Raw genomic sequence first — 14,082 nt, 5'->3', positions numbered from 1 at the left:
CGTGAGCGAACAGCAGCAGCCCGCGGGCGACGCGATCCGCCAGATCAACGCGCCGGACCTGGCGCCCGGCCCCGGCTACAGCCACGTCGTGTCCGTGGACGTCCCCGGACGCCTCCTGGTGCTAAGCGGCCAGATCGCCCTGGACGCCGCCGGCAACCTCGTCGGCCCCGGCGACCTCGCGGCCCAGACCCGGCAGGTGTTCACCAACCTGCAGGCCGCGCTGGCCGCCGCCGGCGCCCGCTGGGAGCACGTGATCCGGCTCGGGTACTTCCTGCGGGACGCGGGCCAGGCCGGCGTCGTGCGGGCCGTCCGCACCGAGATGCTGCCCGACGGCGTCGACCCCGCCGCGTCACTGATCCAGGTGTCCGGGCTGGTCCGCGACGACCTGCTCATCGAGGTCGAGGCCCTCGCCGTCGTCCCCACCGGACACTGACCCCGGCACTGACGTCGGACACAGCCCCGGGCGCGGTGTTCCGGTACGCCGAAGGGGCGGGACGCGGGCGTCCCGCCCCTTCGAGGCGTCCGGCGCGGGCGCGCCTGCGCGGGGCCCGCCGGTCAGACGTTCACGCCGAAGTCGGCGGCGATGCCCGCCAGCCCCGACGCGTACCCCTGGCCGACCGCGCGGAACTTCCACTCCGCGCCGTTGCGGTACAGCTCGCCGAACACCATCGCGGTCTCGGTCGAGGCGTCCTCGGACAGGTCGTAGCGGGCGATCTCGCCGCCGCCGGCCTGGTTCACCACCCGGATGAAGGCGTTGCGGACCTGGCCGAAGCTCTGCTGCCGGCCGTCGGCGTCGTAGATCGACACCGGGAACACGATCTTGGAGATCTCGGCCGGGACGTTCTGCAGGTCCACCTTGATCTGCTCGTCGTCGCCCTCGCCCTCGCCGGTCAGGTTGTCGCCGGTGTGCTCCACCGACCCGTCGGGGCTCTTGAGGTTGTTGAAGAACACGAAGTGCTGGTCCGACGGCACCTTGTTCTCCGCCGAGCACAGCAGCGCGCTGGCGTCCAGGTCGAAGTCGGTTCCGGTCGTCGTCCGCACGTCCCAGCCCAGACCCACCACGACCGCGGTCAGTCCGGGAGCCTCCTTGGTCAACGAGACGTTGCCGCCCTTGCTCAGACTGACTCCCACTGTGCCTACCTCCGTATCGGACCGGCGGATGACGGTCACCCGCGGCCTGTCTAAGCAGAACGGTAGCCAGTCCCCGCCGGTTCCCCCGGCTGATTCCCCCATTCCCGGCGTGGCGTGCCGCTCCGGCACCCGCCCCGCCTGCACCGAGCCCCGCCCGGCGCCGGTGCGGGCGTCGGCGTGGGCGTCGGCGTGGGCCTGTCAGCCGCCGGTCAGGAACGCCGCCGGCGCGGTGATCACCGGGGGCAGCTCGAACGCCGCCGCCAGTTCCGCCGCGCGCGGCGCCAGCTCGTCGCAGGTCCGCCTGCGCGCCGCGTGCACCTCCTCCAGCCAGCCGGGCGGCACCACGCCCTCGTCCAGCAGCCCGGCGGCGCGGCGGTCCATCCAGTTCAGGGCGTGCAGCCGCAGGACGGGACCCAGCGCCGCCGGCCCGGACTCCCGGGCGGCGTCGCAGATCTCCAGCGTGAGGCGGTCGGCGCAGGCGGTCGCGGTCCGCGCGGCCAGCGCCAGGTTGTCGTTCCAGGCGGTGAACGGGTCGGCGCCCGCGCCGGCGGCGGCCCGGACCCGTTCGGCGAGCCGGTCGCGCATCCGCCGCTCGGCCTCGCGCGCCAGGAACAGCCACACCCGCGGGGAGTCCAGGTCGCCGTCGTCGGGCGGGCCGGGCACCGCCTCGGGCGGAGTGTAGCGGTCCAGGTCGGCCATCGCCCGCGCCGTGTCGTACAGGATCAGCTCGTTGTCGCCGCCGGCGTTCATGTAGGCGTGGGTGAGGCCCCGGTAGGCGTTGAGGCGCTCGACGGCCGCGAACCCGGGCGCGCCCGAGTGCACCCGGCACGTCGACACCGTGTCCTGCGCGGCGACGGTGGCCGCCGCCTTCAGCAGCGCCAGGTCCCGGTCGACCGCCGACCAGGGCGCCCACGCGGTCTCCGGCCCGCCGGCCGGGGCGTCGGCGGAGGTGCGGCGGGCCTTGACGTGGGAGGCGACGGCGGTCAGCGCGTACGCCGACGCCAGCGCGCCCAGCACCGCCTCCTGCTGGTTGCGGTAGTCGGTCAGCGGGCGGCGCGGCGCGAGCCGGCCGAGGGTGGAGCGGCCCGCCGAGTGCGCCAGCAGCATCCCGGCGGACGCGCGGGTGATCGCCGCCGACGCCGAGATCACCGCCCGCCACACCGCGGGCGCGATCCCCATCGAGCGGGTCAGCCGCGCCGCCGGGGACCCGGCCGGGTCGTGGAAGGAGCCGTCGGCGTCGATGCGGGCGCCGTCGCGCAGCCACGCCTCGTAGGGGACGTGCAGGTCCTCCAGCAGCACGGCCGCGTAGTCGACCTGCAGCCCGGTCGTCTCGGGCGCCGGGACGATCCGCACGCCGGGCGGCGCGGCGCCGTCCGGGCCGCGCACCGGCACCGCGAACACGAACACCCCGCGTTCCTCGCCGCCGTGCACGAGGGTGGCGTAGACGCAGGCGGTCTTGGGGACGCCGGGGTGGGCGGTGCTGGTGGGGAACTTGGCGGCCTGCACGTCGGGGGTGCTCAGCACGAACCCGCCGGTGGCGGGGTCGTGGGCGGCGATGGTGCGCGGCGACAGGTGGCTGTTGCTGCGGCCGACCTCGGTCATCAGCAGCGCCCCGAACGAGTCCATCGACTCCAGCGACTCGCGGGCGGTGCCCGGCTCGTCCCGCCCGGGGCCGAACCGCAGGATCGGGCCGAGCGCGAGGGTGTAGTGCAGCATCATCACGTGGAACAGCGCGGGGTCGGCGATCGCGGCGCGTTCCAGCAGCGCGCACAGCGCCGGCGGGTCGTCCAGCAGCTCGGACGCGGGCGGCGCGGCGAGGCCGGCGCGCCGCAGCCGCGCGTAGGTGAGGGCCTGGTGGTCGCGGGCGGTCAGATCGCCGGGGTAGGTGAAGAACTCCTCGGGGACGGCGTCGGTGAGCCGTTCGCGGAGCTTGGGGCCGGGGGACGCGCCGCGCACGAAACCGGCGAGGTCGCCATCGGGGGAGGTGCCCATGGACATGCCCATCGCGCTGCTCTCCTGTCGGGACGGAGTGGTCGGGGCCGAGTTGCGGGCGGGGGGCGGGGCGGGGGCTCGCGGGTTCAGGCCTGCGGGTCGGGGGCGACGCCGGGCGCGGACTTGCCGACCGGCGGCCCGTCGTCCCCGGTGAAGCCGGGGCCCGTCACGTCGGGCGCGGACTCGGTGGTGCGGGGCCGCGGCACGCCCTGGCGGGGCCGGTCGCGCAGCGGCACCAGGAAGGTGTGCGCGTCCGGCACGCTGAGGCGGGCGCACTGGCACAGCGCGTTGCCGGCGCCAGCCTCGGCGAACACCGTCGCGCCGGCGGCGTGCACGGCCCGTAGCGTCTCCGGCAGCCGGACGGGTTTGACGATGCAGTCGGCCAGCGCGCGGTGCAGGTCGTCGTCGTCGCGGTAGGCGCGGCCGCGCACCGGGGAGTGCACCGGCACCTCCAGCGGCCGCTGCGGGAACGGGCGGATCATCGCGTACCACTCGTCGTCGGCGCCGGCCATCGCGGGATGGTGCGACAGGTAGGGCACGGCGAGCCGGACGGCGCGCACCCCGGCGCCGCGGGCGGCGTCCAGCACCGCCTCCAGCGGCGCGTCGGGGCCGGAGACGACGGTGACCGAGGGGGCGTTCAGGCACGCGACGACGACCTCGGGGGCGCCGGCGGCGTCGATGCAGGCGCGGGCGCCGTCCTCGCCGGCCTCCAGCAGCGCCATCCCGCCGCCGGCGCCGCGCCGCGACAGCACGTCGACGAGGCCGACGGCCATCCGGGCGCCGTCGGCGATGGCGAACACGCCGGCGCACACCATCGCGGCGATCTCCCCGAAGCTCTGCCCGACGGCGAAGCCGGGCTGCACGCCCATGGCGCGCAGCGCCCGGTCGACGGCGACGGAGGAGGCGTATCCGGCGAGCTGGGCGACGCCGGGGGCGCGGGCCGCGGCGCGGTAGCCGGCGGGGTCCTCCAGCAGGATCGCGCGCATCGACGGCCAGCCGTCCGGCAGGCCCTCCTGGACGGCGTCCAGGACGTCGGCGGCGGCGCGTGCGGCGGCGGGCCCGGAACGTGCCAGGGAGGGCAGGTCCGGCACGCCGGCCGAGCCGGTCCCGGCGAACAGGAACGCGCAGACGTCGTCGGGCTTGAGCTCCCCGGCGGGATCGAAGGGGCCGTCCGGCTGGAAAGAGGGATGGGACACGCGGGGTCTCCTTACCTGAAAGGAAGGATCTCTTTTCTATTCGGATAAAGGCCACTTGGCAGGGAGTTATGGAACACACATCCTGAAATGGGATTATTCACTTATGGAATCGGCCTGGCAACCGTCGGTGCACCGGAGAGGATCACCGGGCGGCCGGCCGGCGGCGCCGGGCCGGACCGGCCGACGACGACCACCGGCCTCACCGCCGGTTGGGGGGAGCGACGCATGACCTGGAGCGACCAGCAGCCCGCGCACACCCGGTGGGCGATCCGCGGCACCGGCTCCCACCTGCCCGAACGGCGGATCCCCAGCACCGAGGTGTCGCGCTCCCTCGGCCTGGAGCCCGACTGGATCGAGCGGCGCACCGGCATCCGCAACCGGCACGTCGCCGCGCCCGGGCGGGCCGCCTCCGACCTCGCCGCCGCCGCCGCGCACGAGGCGCTGGACGCGGCCGGGCTGCGGCCCGACGACATCGGGCTGATCGTGCTCGGCACCTCCACCCCCGACGAGCTCGGCCCCTCCACCGCCTGCCGCGTCCAGGCCCTGATCGGCGCCCGCGCCGCCGCGGCCTTCGACGTCGCCGCCGCCTGCAGCGGCTTCGTGTTCGGGCTGCAGGCCGCGCTCGGCTGGCTCGCCGCCCAGCGCGGCGCCGCCCCGTACGCGCTGGTCATCGGCGTGGAGGTGTACTCGCGGTTCCTCGACCCGGCCGACCGCGGCACCGCCGCGCTGTTCGGGGACGGCGCCGCCGCCGCGGTCGTCGGGCCCGTCCCCGCCCCCTACGGGATCGGGCCGGTCACGCTCGGCTCGGACGGCACCCGCGCCGGCGACGTGCTCATCCCCGCCGGCGGCGCCCGCCGCCCCCCCCCCCCCCCCCCCCCGCCCGATCTCGGCCACACCATCCACATGGACGGACGCGCCGTCCGCGACTTCATCACCGCGATCCTCCCCCGGCTCGTCGCCGAGGCGTGCGAGGACGCCGCGGTCAAACCCGCCGACCTCGCCCTGGTGGTCCCGCACCAGCCCAACCCGCGGCTGGTGGCGTCCCTGGCCGGGCCCCTCGGCCTCGACCCCGCGCAGCTGATGATCGCCGGGGAGGACGTCGGCAACATCGGCGCCGCCAGCCTGCCCTACGCGCTGGACCGCGCCGTGCGCACCGGCCGCGTCAAAGGCGGCGACCTGGTGCTGCTCGCCGGCTTCGGCGCGGGCCTGACCTGGGGCCGCACCCTCATCACCTGGCCGGACGCCTGACACCGCGCTTGCCGGGCGGCCCCGGACGCGGGCGGGCCGCGCGGGCGAGGCCGCGCGGCCCGACCAGGAGGGCGCCCGCTTCACCGGCGGGACCGGGCCGCCAGGGAGCGCAGCAGGCCGGCGGTCTCGGCGCGGCGGTCCCAGGCGATCACCGCGCACACCGCGGCCAGCGCGGCGGGGAACAGCGCCCACGCGGCGTCCAGCACCAGCAGGTGGGTGAGGACCGCGCCGGCCAGCAGGCCGATCAGCGCGGTCGCGGCGGACCCGGCCAGCCGCGGGACCACCAGCCCGATCGCCCCGGCGGCCTCGACGGTCCCGGTCAGGTACCGGAACCACTGGCCCCAGCCGATCCTGGTGAACGTCTCGACCGCGTCGGCCTGCCCGGCGAACTTCGGCATCGCCGAGGCGAAGAACAGGAACGCGGCGATGAGGATCTGCGCGGCCCACAGCGCCCGGCGCAGGACGCGGCGGCGGCCCTGGACGGTACCGGTCGCGGTGCCGGCCGCAGTGCCGGTGGCAGTGGTGGGGGCGGCGAGGTTCTGGGTGACGGTCATGGCGGCGTCCTTCCGTGCGAGGTGCTCGTTTCGTGCCTTCACTGACGCGTCGCACGGGCCGGCGCCGGATCGACATCGCGCCGGACTTTTTTCCGGATTTTTCTCGCGGCCCTCGTCAGCCCAGGTCAGGGACGGTCTGAAGGGCTCGCGCGTCCGCGTCGGGGCGGGCGTTGTGGCGGGCGGCGACCGCGGCGGTGACGCGGACGAACGCCGCCAGCGCCCGCGAGCGGGACTGCTCGGGCCACGCCAGCACCAGCGTCGTCGGCGGCGCGTCGGGCACCGGCACCGCCGTCAGGTCCTCGCGCAGCAGCCGCCGGTAGGAGCGCGGCAGCACCGCCACGATCCGGCCGAGCGCGATCAGCTGCATCACCTGGCCGCCGTCGGTCACCAGCGGGCCGTCGCCCTCGTCGGGCCGGTGCGGCAGCCGCGGCAGCCGCTCGCCCGCCAGGTCGGCCATCGACACGCTGTCGCGTCCGGCCAGCCGGTGCGTGCGGGGCAGGACGACGTCCTGCGGCTCCACCATCAGCTCCTCCACGGCCAGGCCGGTGAGGTTCGCGCGCGGCGCGTACAGCAGCGCGGCGTCGGCGGTGCCGTCGTCCAGCGCCTGGCGCGCCCCGTACCCGAACACCATCTCCACCGGCAGCGCGTCCGGCTCCCGCTCGTACTCGGCGAGCATCTCCGGCAGCAGCCCGCCGCCGTCCCCGCCCGGCTTCATCGCCAGCACCAGCCGCGCCCCGCTCTGCCCGGCGCGGCGGGTGCGCCGCACCGCGGCCTGCACGGACTCCAGCGCCGCCTCCCCTTCGGCCAGCAGCGTCTCGCCCGCCGCGGTGAGCGTCACCCGGCGGCTGGTGCGCTCCAGCAGCCGGACGCCGAGCCGCCGCTCCAGCCGCGCGATCGCCCGCGACAGCGGCGGCTGGGCGATCCCGAGCCGCTCGGCGGCCCGCCCGAAGTGCAGCTCCCGCGCGACCTCCAGAAAGTAGGCCAGCTCCCGCGTCTCCACCAGATCCATACCTCCAAGGTATCGGTCGTGGCGTGATCGGTGTTGGAGTCCGGCGGGGGTGCGGTGATGGGGTCGGGGGCATGAGCGAACGACCCATGAACGACAAGATCGCCCTGGTCACCGGGGCGAACAAGGGCATCGGGCACGCCGTCGCGGCGGGCCTGGCCGCGCGCGGCATGACCGTCCTGCTGGCCGCCCGCAACCCCGACCTCGGCGAGAAGGCCGCCGCGGAGCTGCGCGACGCGGGGCACGATGTGCGGTTCGTCCGGCTGGACGTCACCGACGACGCGAGCGTGCGGGCCGCCGCCGACGCCGTGGCCGCCTCCCCGGGACGGCTGGACGTGCTGGTCAACAACGCCGGCATCTCCGAGGGCCCGGGCGACCTGCCGGCCGAGGCCGATCTGGACCGCGTCCGGCGGGTGTTCGACACCAACGTGTTCGGCGTGATGCGGGTGACCAACGCGCTGCTGCCGCTGCTGCGCCGCTCCCCCGCCGGCCGGATCGTCAACGTCTCCAGCGGCACCGGGTCGCTGACCCACATGACCGACCCGGACCACTACTTCTGGAACCTGGGCGCCGTGGCGTCCTACCCCCAGTCCAAGGCCGCGCTGAACATGCTGACCGTCCAGTACGCCAAGCAGCTGCGCGACACCGGCATCCTGGTCAACGCCGTCGCTCCGGGGCCCTGCGCCACCGACTTCGCGATCGAGCACATCCGCGCGGGCCGCACGATCACCCGCACCGCCGAGCAGGGCGCCGCCATCGCGATCCGGATGGCGACCTTGGAGGACGGCGGCCCGACCGGCGGGTTCTTCGACGACGACGGCCCCGTCCCCTGGTAGCGGATCGGCCATCCGGTCGGAGGTGTGATCACCAGGCCGACAGCACCAGGGCCTGGACGGCGAGGGCCGTGGCCGCCTGCGCCGCCAGCCATCCGCGCGGCGGTGCGCCCCGGACCGCCGCGGCCGCCACCAGCCAGGCGGCGAACGGCACCCAGATCCGCTCGACCTCCCCCTTGGTCACCCCGGACAGGTCCAGGACGAACACGCCCAGCAGCGCCGCGCCCGCCGTCAACGCCACGACCGCCGCGGGGGGCAGCGTCCGCGTGCGCGCCGCGTGCCACAGCGTGCCTGCGGCGCGCGGCAGTGCGTGGGCGACCGCCGGGCCCGTCAGCAGCCCCAGCACCGCCAGGTCACCGAACAGGAAGTAGGTGTAGGTCCGCTGCGCGGACCCGCGGCTGATCAGGTAGGTGTCCAGGGTGGCGCGGACACCGTCGGGCCACCAGAACCCCAGCAGCGTGAACGCCGCCGGCACCACCGCCAGCCCCGCCCCGATCCCCGCCAGCACCAAGGGGCGGGGCCGCATCACCAGCAGCACCGCTAGCGGCACCGCGAACAGCGGCAGCAGCCCGTACGACAGGTACGGCAGGCTGCCCAGCAGCAGCCCGCCCGCGACCGCGGCCGCGACCGCCGGGACGGGACGGCGGTCGCGGCGCGCCGCCACCGCCAGCAGCGCCGTCCCCCACGCGCCGACGGCCAGGAAGAACGCGTCCATCGCCGTCGCGATCCACAGCGCCAGCGGCGCCAGCACCAGGAACGGCACCGCCGCCCTAGCCGCCCGCTCCCCCGCCGCGCACCGCAGCGTCACCGCGATCGCCACGACCGCCGACGTCCCCGACGCGATGATGAACGCCGCCGCCCATCCGGTGCCGGGCAGCCCCGCCTTCTCCAGCGCCCACAGCGCCAGCGTCGGCAGCGGCGGATGCCCCCGCACGTGCGTGGTGTAGCCGCCGAGCCGTTCGGTGAAGGTGCGCAGCCACTCCAGCGGGTCGGGCCGCACCTGCGCCAGCCCCGCCGGGTACTCCGTCGGCGCGTTCAGCGGCCCGGCGAGGGCGTCCCACCCGTCGCTGGCCGCGAGCGCGACCGCCCACAGCGCCGCGCCCGCCCACGCCAGCGGCATCAGCGTCCACCACCGCAGCCGCGCCGCCGCCCACGGCAGCGCCGCCACCAGCACGGCCGGCGCCAGCCGCCACGTCAGCGGCCGATCCCGCAACCGCGCGTGCAGCGGGGGCAGCAGGTCCTCGGTCTCCACCCCGGCGCGGCGCAGGTGCCAGCCGGCGGCGAACACCGCCGCGATTCCCGCCGCCCACACCGCGACGGCGATCCATCCCGGCCGGCTCCATCGCCGGGCGTCGGTCCCGGCGGTGTCCGGGCGCGTCCGCGCGTCGGTGACCGTCACCTGTCCCCCTCCTTCTTGGTCCGTGCCGGTGCGGCACGGCGGGCGATCACCAGCCGCGCCGCGAGCACCGCGACCGTCACGGCGGCGATGGCGCCGACGACGATCGCCAGGTTGCGGCCGTAGGGCAGCGGCAGCTGCGAGGGGACGTCGGGGCGGCGCCCGTACCCGAGGACGAGCGGGAGCGCCACCGCCGTCACGCACGCCGCCACGATCAGCGCGGCGCGCACGACCCGCCGGTGGGCGGCCGGGATCCGGCCCGTCACCAGGCCCGCGACCAGGACGGCCGGGACCAGCACGCCGTCGTGCAGCACGGCGGCCCCGATGAACCAGGTCGCCCAGCCGCGGACCGGGACGTCCGCGACGACGCCGCGCATCCCGAAGCCGATGAGCGCCAGCCCCGCCGCGTACGGCACGACGCGCATCACTCTGCGGGCCTTCATGTGACCACCAGCCTTCCGACCCACTTGGTCTGCATGACGCCGGGGCGGCTCGGTGCGATGAGGCGGCACGGGTAGCCGTGGTCGAGGTCCAGGGGCTCGCCGTTCACCCGCAGCGCCAGCAGCGTGAGCGGGTCGTGCCAGTGCGGCGGCTGCACCTGCGAGGTGCGGTACAGGCCGTAGCGTTCCAGCGATTCGACGCGGACGCCGGCGTCGTCGTCGACGCCGGCCATGCGCAGCAGGTCCCGCAGCCGCACGCCCTCCCAGGTCGCCTCGGCGCTCCAGCCCTCCACGCACGCGATCGGCAGCCGCGCCGTGCGCATCGGCATCGCCTGCAGCTGGGCGAGCGTCAGGGTCAGCTCGCGGCGGACGTGTCCGGTGACCGTCAGCCGCCACGCGGGGTCGCGGGCGAGCGCGGTGACGCCGGACGCGGCGGCGGACTTGTTGACCGGCAGGTCCTGCGACCCGATCCCGGGGCGGCGCGGCGCGAGGACCGCCAGCCGCGCCAGCGGCGAGAACGCCTCCCCGACCGTGGTCGCGACGACCACGCCGCTCGCCCCGAAGACCGTCAGCAGGAACGCGCGCCGCTTGAGGCCGTCCTGCGGGCGGGTCATCACCGTCCGGCGCGTCTTGGCCCACTCGTTGGCGATGTGGATCAGCAGCGCGCCGATGACGATGTAGGCGGTCCAGTAGTGCGCGGTGGTGAAGAAGAACCCGAACGCGTACCAGTAGTCGATGTTCAGCACGCCGGTGACCAGCTGGAACAGCGACCCGCCGACCAGGACGAACACCAGCAGCCGCTCGGCCGCGTGCAGGACGGAGCGGGCCGGCGGCCACTGCAGCAGCTTGGGGTAGACCGTCCACAGCTTGGCCAGCAGCAGCGGCACCGCCGCCAGCCCGGTCATGACGTGCAGGCCCTGGGTGACCCGGTACAGGTTCACCGGACGCGACGGCCAGGCCATCCAGCCGGCGGGGTGCTGCATGAAGTGGCTGACCAGCCCGGTCAGGAAGGCGACCAGGAAGCAGGCGCCGAGGGCGATGCCCAGCCAGGCGGCGACGCGCTCGTCGTGCAGGCGGCTGGTGAAGCGTCCGGAGATCGTGGTCAGCGCCGCCGGCGGGACCGGCCGCCGGAACCTGGGCCTGGTCAGGGGTGCAGCGCGACGAACCACCGGCCGGCCTCCTCCCACAGTTCGGTGACGGTCGCCGCGCACGCGGCGGCCAGCGCGGCGGCGCCGTCGGCGGACACGTGCGCCCAGGGGAACCATTCGCCGACGGCGCCGCCTGAGCGCAGCCGCAGCGGCTCGGTCCGCGACCCGGCGCCCGGCGGGTCCACCTCCATCAGCACCCGCCCGCCCGGGCCCAGCAGGGCCAGGACGCGGCGCAGCAGCGCGGCGGGGTCGCCGCCGATGCCGATGTTGCCGTCGGCCAGCAGCACCGTGCGCCACCGTCCCGTGCCGGGCACCCGCCCGAACACGTCCCGGCACAGCGCCGGGCCGCCCGCGGCGATGGTCAGCGCGACCGCGCGGGGCGCCACGTCGATGCCCAGCACCGGGATCCCGCGCCGGGCCAGCGCCACCGTCAGCCGTCCGGGCCCCGACCCGACGTCGAGGGTGGGTCCCGCGCAGCGGTCCAGCAGGCCGGTGTCGCCGCCGCGCAGCGCCAGCCAGTCCCGCAGCGGCAGCGGGCGGCGGCGGCCGTCGGCGTGCTCGATCTCCACGGCCGCGCGGCCGCGCAGCGCCTCCTCGTACAGTTCGCCGATCATGCCGGGACGGTCCTGGTCCCCAGGGCCCGCACCGCGGCGGCGAACCGGCCGCCGGGCGCCGCCGCGGCGACCGCCTCGGCGTCGGGCGGGGTGTCCACGTCGGTCAGCTCCGGCATCCGCGCCACCCGCAGCCCGGCGGCGCGCAGCCGGGCGAGCTGGAGCGCTCCGGTGTCGGGCCGCGACATCGGGACGCCCAGCAGCAGCCGCTCGTCGGGGCGGCGCAGCCCGAGCAGCCAGAAGCCGCCGTCGCGGGCCGGGCCGAACACCGCGTCGTGCGAGCGCAGGGCCCGGCCGGCGCGGGCCAGCAGCGCTGGCGTGACCTGCGGGGTGTCCATCCCGATCAGGACCAGCGGCCGGCCGTCGCAGGCGTCGGCGAAGGCGTGCGCAAGCGTATCGTCCAGGCCGCCGCCGCGCTGGGCGAGCACGGCGAACCCGTCCGGCAGCCACGGGCCGGGCGTCCCGGCGAGCGCCAGGACGCGGCGCGGCGCGGGCGTGGCGGCGACCGCCGCGAGGGTGTCGTGCAGGGCCGCGTCCGCCAGCGCGCCGGCCAGCACGGGCGTGTAGGCGCTGGTCAGCCGGGTCTTCACCCGGCCGGGCACCGGCTGTTTGGCGATGACGACCAGGTCGGCGCCGGCGTCGCCCGCGCCGTCGCGGGGCGGCCGGTGGTGCGGGGCGCTCATGAGGAGACCTCCGCCAGGACGCGGCGCATGTCGCGGACGGCGCGGACCGTCCCGCCGACCGTCCCGGTCACCTTCGACCGGCCGGTGCGCGGCAGGTACGCCACGTCCAGCTCGCCGATCCGCCAGCCGGCGCGGGCGGCGCGCAGCACCATCTCCAGCGGGTAGCCGAACCGGCGGTCGGCCAGGTCGAGGGTGAGCAGGTCGGCGCGCCGCGCGGCCCGCATCGGGCCGAGGTCGTGCAGCCGGGTGCCGGCGCGCCGGTTCAGCGACCGGGCCAGCACGGCGTTGCCGAGCCGTGCGTGCGGCGGCCAGGCGCCGCGCGGCGGCGGGCGGCGCCGGCCCAGCACCAGCGCCGGTCCGCCGGCCTGGAGCCGGTCGAGTTCGGCGACCATGCGGGGCAGCTGCGCGGGGTCCATGGAGGCGTCGGCGTCCATGACGCACACGACCTCGGCGGTGGCGGCCAGCAGCCCGCGGTGGCAGGCGGCGCCGAACCCGCGGGTCGGGGCCGGCACCACCTCGGCGCCGTGGTCCGCGGCCACGCGCGCGGACCCGTCGGTGGAGGCGTTGTCGACCACCAGGGGCCGGAACCCGGCGGGCATCCGGGACAGCACCCAGGGCAGTGCCTCGGCCTCGTTGAGGCACGGGAGAATCACGTCGATCACGGCTCTGACGCTACTTTCGGTGACGGGGCGGCGACCCTTACGAAGTGGTGACGGGCTGCCGGGCCGGGCCGGCTCCGTCCCGGGCGAACTCGGCGATGCCCTCGCCGAACGGCACGGACGGGGAGAATCCGAGCTCGCGGCGGGCGCGGTCGGGCCGGGCGACGATGTGGCGGACGTCGCCGAGCCGGTGACCGCCGGTGACGCGCGGCGCCGGGCCGCCGAACACGCCGGCGAGGGCGTCCGCCATGTCGCCGATGGTGCGGGGCTCGCCGCTGGCGATGTTGTAGGCGCGCAGCCCGCCGGGCGCGGGCGGGCCGGCGGTGAGGCGCTCCAGGGCGAGCACGTTGGCGCGGGCGACGTCGCGGACGTGCACGAAGTCGCGGCGCTGCGCGCCGTCCTCGAACACCAGCGGCGCCTGGCCGTTCATCAGCCGGGACCGGAAGATCGCGGCGACGCCCGCGTAGGGGGTGTCGCGCGGCATCCGCGGCCCGTACACGTTGTGGTAGCGCAGCGCCGCGACCGAGCCGCCGGTCGCGCGCGCCCACGACGCCGCCAGGTGCTCCTGGGCGAGCTTGGTGTCGGCGTAGGCGTTGCGGGGGTCGAGGAGCGCGTCCTCGGCGACGGTGCCGGGTGTGAGGGGGCGGCCGCAGTCGGGGCAGCCCGGCTCGTAGCGTCCGGCGCGCAGGGCCTCTTCGGGGCGCGGCGCGGGGCGGACCGGGCCGTGCTCGCTGCAGGTGTAGGCGCCCTCCCCGTAGACGACCATCGAGGAGGCCAGCACCAGCGTGCCGACTCCGGCGCGGGCCATCTCGGCCAGCAGCACCGCGGTGCCGTGCACGTTCACCGAGGCGTAGTCGGGCAGGTCCGAGACGTCCACGCCGAGGCCGACCTTGGCGGCCTGGTGGCAGACGGCGTCCGCGCCCTTCAGCCGGCGTGCGACGGCGGCGGCGTCGCGGACGTCGGCGGTGCCGGCCGCGCCGCCGGAGGGGGTGAGGCCGTCGGGCCGCAGGTCCAGGCCGCGGACCCGGTGGCCCGCGGCGGTGAGGGCCTCGGCGATGTGGGAACCGATGAAACCGGCCGACCCGGTGAGCAGTACGTCCATGCCGTCGAACGGTAGGGCGCGGCGGCGGCCCGGACCCGCGTGAAGGCGCCGGTCAAGGCACCTTGTTCGAGACTTGTAAGATC

General features: G+C 76.4%; 15 protein-coding genes. 3 read left to right on the top strand and 12 right to left on the bottom strand.

The genetic code is table 11. The annotated features are described in order from the left end of the window. The first annotated feature begins 1 nt into the window (after window position 1). Entirely contained in the window at window positions 2-433 is a 432-nt protein-coding gene (locus tag ABD296_RS25600) for a RidA family protein (RefSeq protein WP_344272004.1), read from the top strand. Between the two features lie 122 nt (window positions 434-555). Here the strand turns inward: ABD296_RS25600 and ABD296_RS25595 are convergent, their stop codons facing one another. From ABD296_RS25595 to ABD296_RS25585, 3 genes are all read right to left on the bottom strand, one after another. Next, on the bottom strand, window positions 556-1,131 hold the full coding sequence (locus ABD296_RS25595; RefSeq protein WP_344272001.1) for a TerD family protein: 576 nt from the start codon (window positions 1,129-1,131) through the stop codon (window positions 556-558). A gap of 198 nt (window positions 1,132-1,329) precedes the next feature. Continuing rightward, a complete protein-coding gene (locus ABD296_RS25590) occupies window positions 1,330-3,135 on the bottom strand; it encodes an acyl-CoA dehydrogenase family protein (RefSeq protein ID WP_344271998.1) in 1,806 nt (601 codons plus the stop codon). 74 nt (window positions 3,136-3,209) lie between these two features. Further along, on the bottom strand, window positions 3,210-4,319 hold the full coding sequence (locus tag ABD296_RS25585; RefSeq protein WP_344271995.1) for an ACP S-malonyltransferase: 1,110 nt from the start codon (window positions 4,317-4,319) through the stop codon (window positions 3,210-3,212). Window positions 4,320-4,544: 225 nt separating this feature from the next. Here ABD296_RS25585 and ABD296_RS25580 point away from each other — a divergent pair, with 225 nt between their 5' ends. After that, window positions 4,545-5,567, top strand: coding sequence for a 3-oxoacyl-ACP synthase III family protein (locus ABD296_RS25580; RefSeq protein WP_344271992.1), 1,023 nt, complete (start codon window positions 4,545-4,547; stop codon window positions 5,565-5,567). A gap of 80 nt (window positions 5,568-5,647) precedes the next feature. Here the strand turns inward: ABD296_RS25580 and ABD296_RS25575 are convergent, their stop codons facing one another. Continuing rightward, window positions 5,648-6,121 (bottom strand): DoxX family protein, encoded by a 474-nt coding sequence (locus ABD296_RS25575; protein ID WP_344271989.1) that lies wholly within the window; start codon window positions 6,119-6,121, stop codon window positions 5,648-5,650. Window positions 6,122-6,236: 115 nt separating this feature from the next. Then, window positions 6,237-7,130: a LysR family transcriptional regulator gene (locus tag ABD296_RS25570; RefSeq protein ID WP_344271984.1), complete on the bottom strand. Its 894-nt coding sequence runs from the start codon at window positions 7,128-7,130 to the stop codon at window positions 6,237-6,239. A gap of 71 nt (window positions 7,131-7,201) precedes the next feature. On the opposite strand from ABD296_RS25570, the gene ABD296_RS25565 reads away from it, so the two are divergent. Beyond that, window positions 7,202-7,963 (top strand): SDR family oxidoreductase, encoded by a 762-nt coding sequence (locus ABD296_RS25565; protein WP_344271981.1) that lies wholly within the window; start codon window positions 7,202-7,204, stop codon window positions 7,961-7,963. Window positions 7,964-7,991: 28 nt separating this feature from the next. On the opposite strand, the gene ABD296_RS25560 is transcribed toward ABD296_RS25565, so the two are convergent. From ABD296_RS25560 to ABD296_RS25530, 7 genes are read right to left on the bottom strand one after another with little or no spacing between them, the layout of a single operon-like run. After that, window positions 7,992-9,359, bottom strand: a complete 1,368-nt coding sequence (locus ABD296_RS25560; protein ID WP_344271978.1) for a hypothetical protein — start codon at window positions 9,357-9,359, stop codon at window positions 7,992-7,994. Further along, the gene (locus ABD296_RS25555; protein WP_344271975.1) at window positions 9,356-9,799 is read right to left on the bottom strand and encodes a hypothetical protein; all 444 of its coding nucleotides are present in this window, start codon (window positions 9,797-9,799) and stop codon (window positions 9,356-9,358) included. The genes ABD296_RS25560 and ABD296_RS25555 overlap by 4 nt, the downstream gene beginning before the upstream one ends. Beyond that, complete coding sequence (locus ABD296_RS25550) at window positions 9,796-10,965, bottom strand: molybdopterin-dependent oxidoreductase (protein ID WP_344271972.1); 1,170 nt, start codon at window positions 10,963-10,965, stop codon at window positions 9,796-9,798. The genes ABD296_RS25555 and ABD296_RS25550 overlap by 4 nt, the downstream gene beginning before the upstream one ends. Then, window positions 10,941-11,558 (bottom strand): methyltransferase domain-containing protein, encoded by a 618-nt coding sequence (locus ABD296_RS25545; RefSeq protein ID WP_344271969.1) that lies wholly within the window; start codon window positions 11,556-11,558, stop codon window positions 10,941-10,943. Before ABD296_RS25545 ends, ABD296_RS25550 begins: the two co-directional genes overlap by 25 nt. Then, entirely contained in the window at window positions 11,555-12,238 is a 684-nt protein-coding gene (locus ABD296_RS25540) for a TIGR04282 family arsenosugar biosynthesis glycosyltransferase (protein ID WP_344271966.1), read from the bottom strand. The genes ABD296_RS25545 and ABD296_RS25540 overlap by 4 nt, the downstream gene beginning before the upstream one ends. Then, window positions 12,235-12,900 carry a glycosyltransferase family 2 protein gene (locus ABD296_RS25535; RefSeq protein ID WP_344271963.1) on the bottom strand — a complete coding sequence of 222 codons (666 nt, stop codon included), beginning with the start codon at window positions 12,898-12,900 and terminating at the stop codon, window positions 12,235-12,237. The genes ABD296_RS25540 and ABD296_RS25535 overlap by 4 nt, the downstream gene beginning before the upstream one ends. A 37-nt stretch (window positions 12,901-12,937) precedes the next feature. After that, window positions 12,938-13,999, bottom strand: coding sequence for an NAD-dependent epimerase/dehydratase family protein (locus tag ABD296_RS25530; RefSeq protein ID WP_344271960.1), 1,062 nt, complete (start codon window positions 13,997-13,999; stop codon window positions 12,938-12,940). Window positions 14,000-14,082: the final 83 nt, after the last annotated feature.

Source organism: Actinomadura napierensis (assembly GCF_039529375.1).
GTDB lineage: Bacteria > Actinomycetota > Actinomycetes > Streptosporangiales > Streptosporangiaceae > Spirillospora > Spirillospora napierensis.
This window is presented reverse-complemented; position numbering and strand designations above follow the sequence as displayed.

Excerpts from the sequence above, each read along its gene's own strand:
- ABD296_RS25590 (WP_344271998.1), bottom strand. The coding sequence starts at position 3,135 with ATGGGCATGTCCATGGGCACCTCCCCCGATGGCGACCTCGCCGGTTTC.
- ABD296_RS25580 (WP_344271992.1), top strand. The coding sequence starts at position 4,545 with ATGACCTGGAGCGACCAGCAGCCCGCGCACACCCGGTGGGCGATCCGC.
- ABD296_RS25575 (WP_344271989.1), bottom strand. The coding sequence starts at position 6,121 with ATGACCGTCACCCAGAACCTCGCCGCCCCCACCACTGCCACCGGCACT.
- ABD296_RS25570 (WP_344271984.1), bottom strand. The coding sequence starts at position 7,130 with ATGGATCTGGTGGAGACGCGGGAGCTGGCCTACTTTCTGGAGGTCGCG.
- ABD296_RS25565 (WP_344271981.1), top strand. The coding sequence starts at position 7,202 with ATGAGCGAACGACCCATGAACGACAAGATCGCCCTGGTCACCGGGGCG.
- ABD296_RS25555 (WP_344271975.1), bottom strand. The coding sequence starts at position 9,799 with ATGAAGGCCCGCAGAGTGATGCGCGTCGTGCCGTACGCGGCGGGGCTG.
- ABD296_RS25545 (WP_344271969.1), bottom strand. The coding sequence starts at position 11,558 with ATGATCGGCGAACTGTACGAGGAGGCGCTGCGCGGCCGCGCGGCCGTG.
- ABD296_RS25540 (WP_344271966.1), bottom strand. The coding sequence starts at position 12,238 with ATGAGCGCCCCGCACCACCGGCCGCCCCGCGACGGCGCGGGCGACGCC.
- ABD296_RS25530 (WP_344271960.1), bottom strand. The coding sequence starts at position 13,999 with ATGGACGTACTGCTCACCGGGTCGGCCGGTTTCATCGGTTCCCACATC.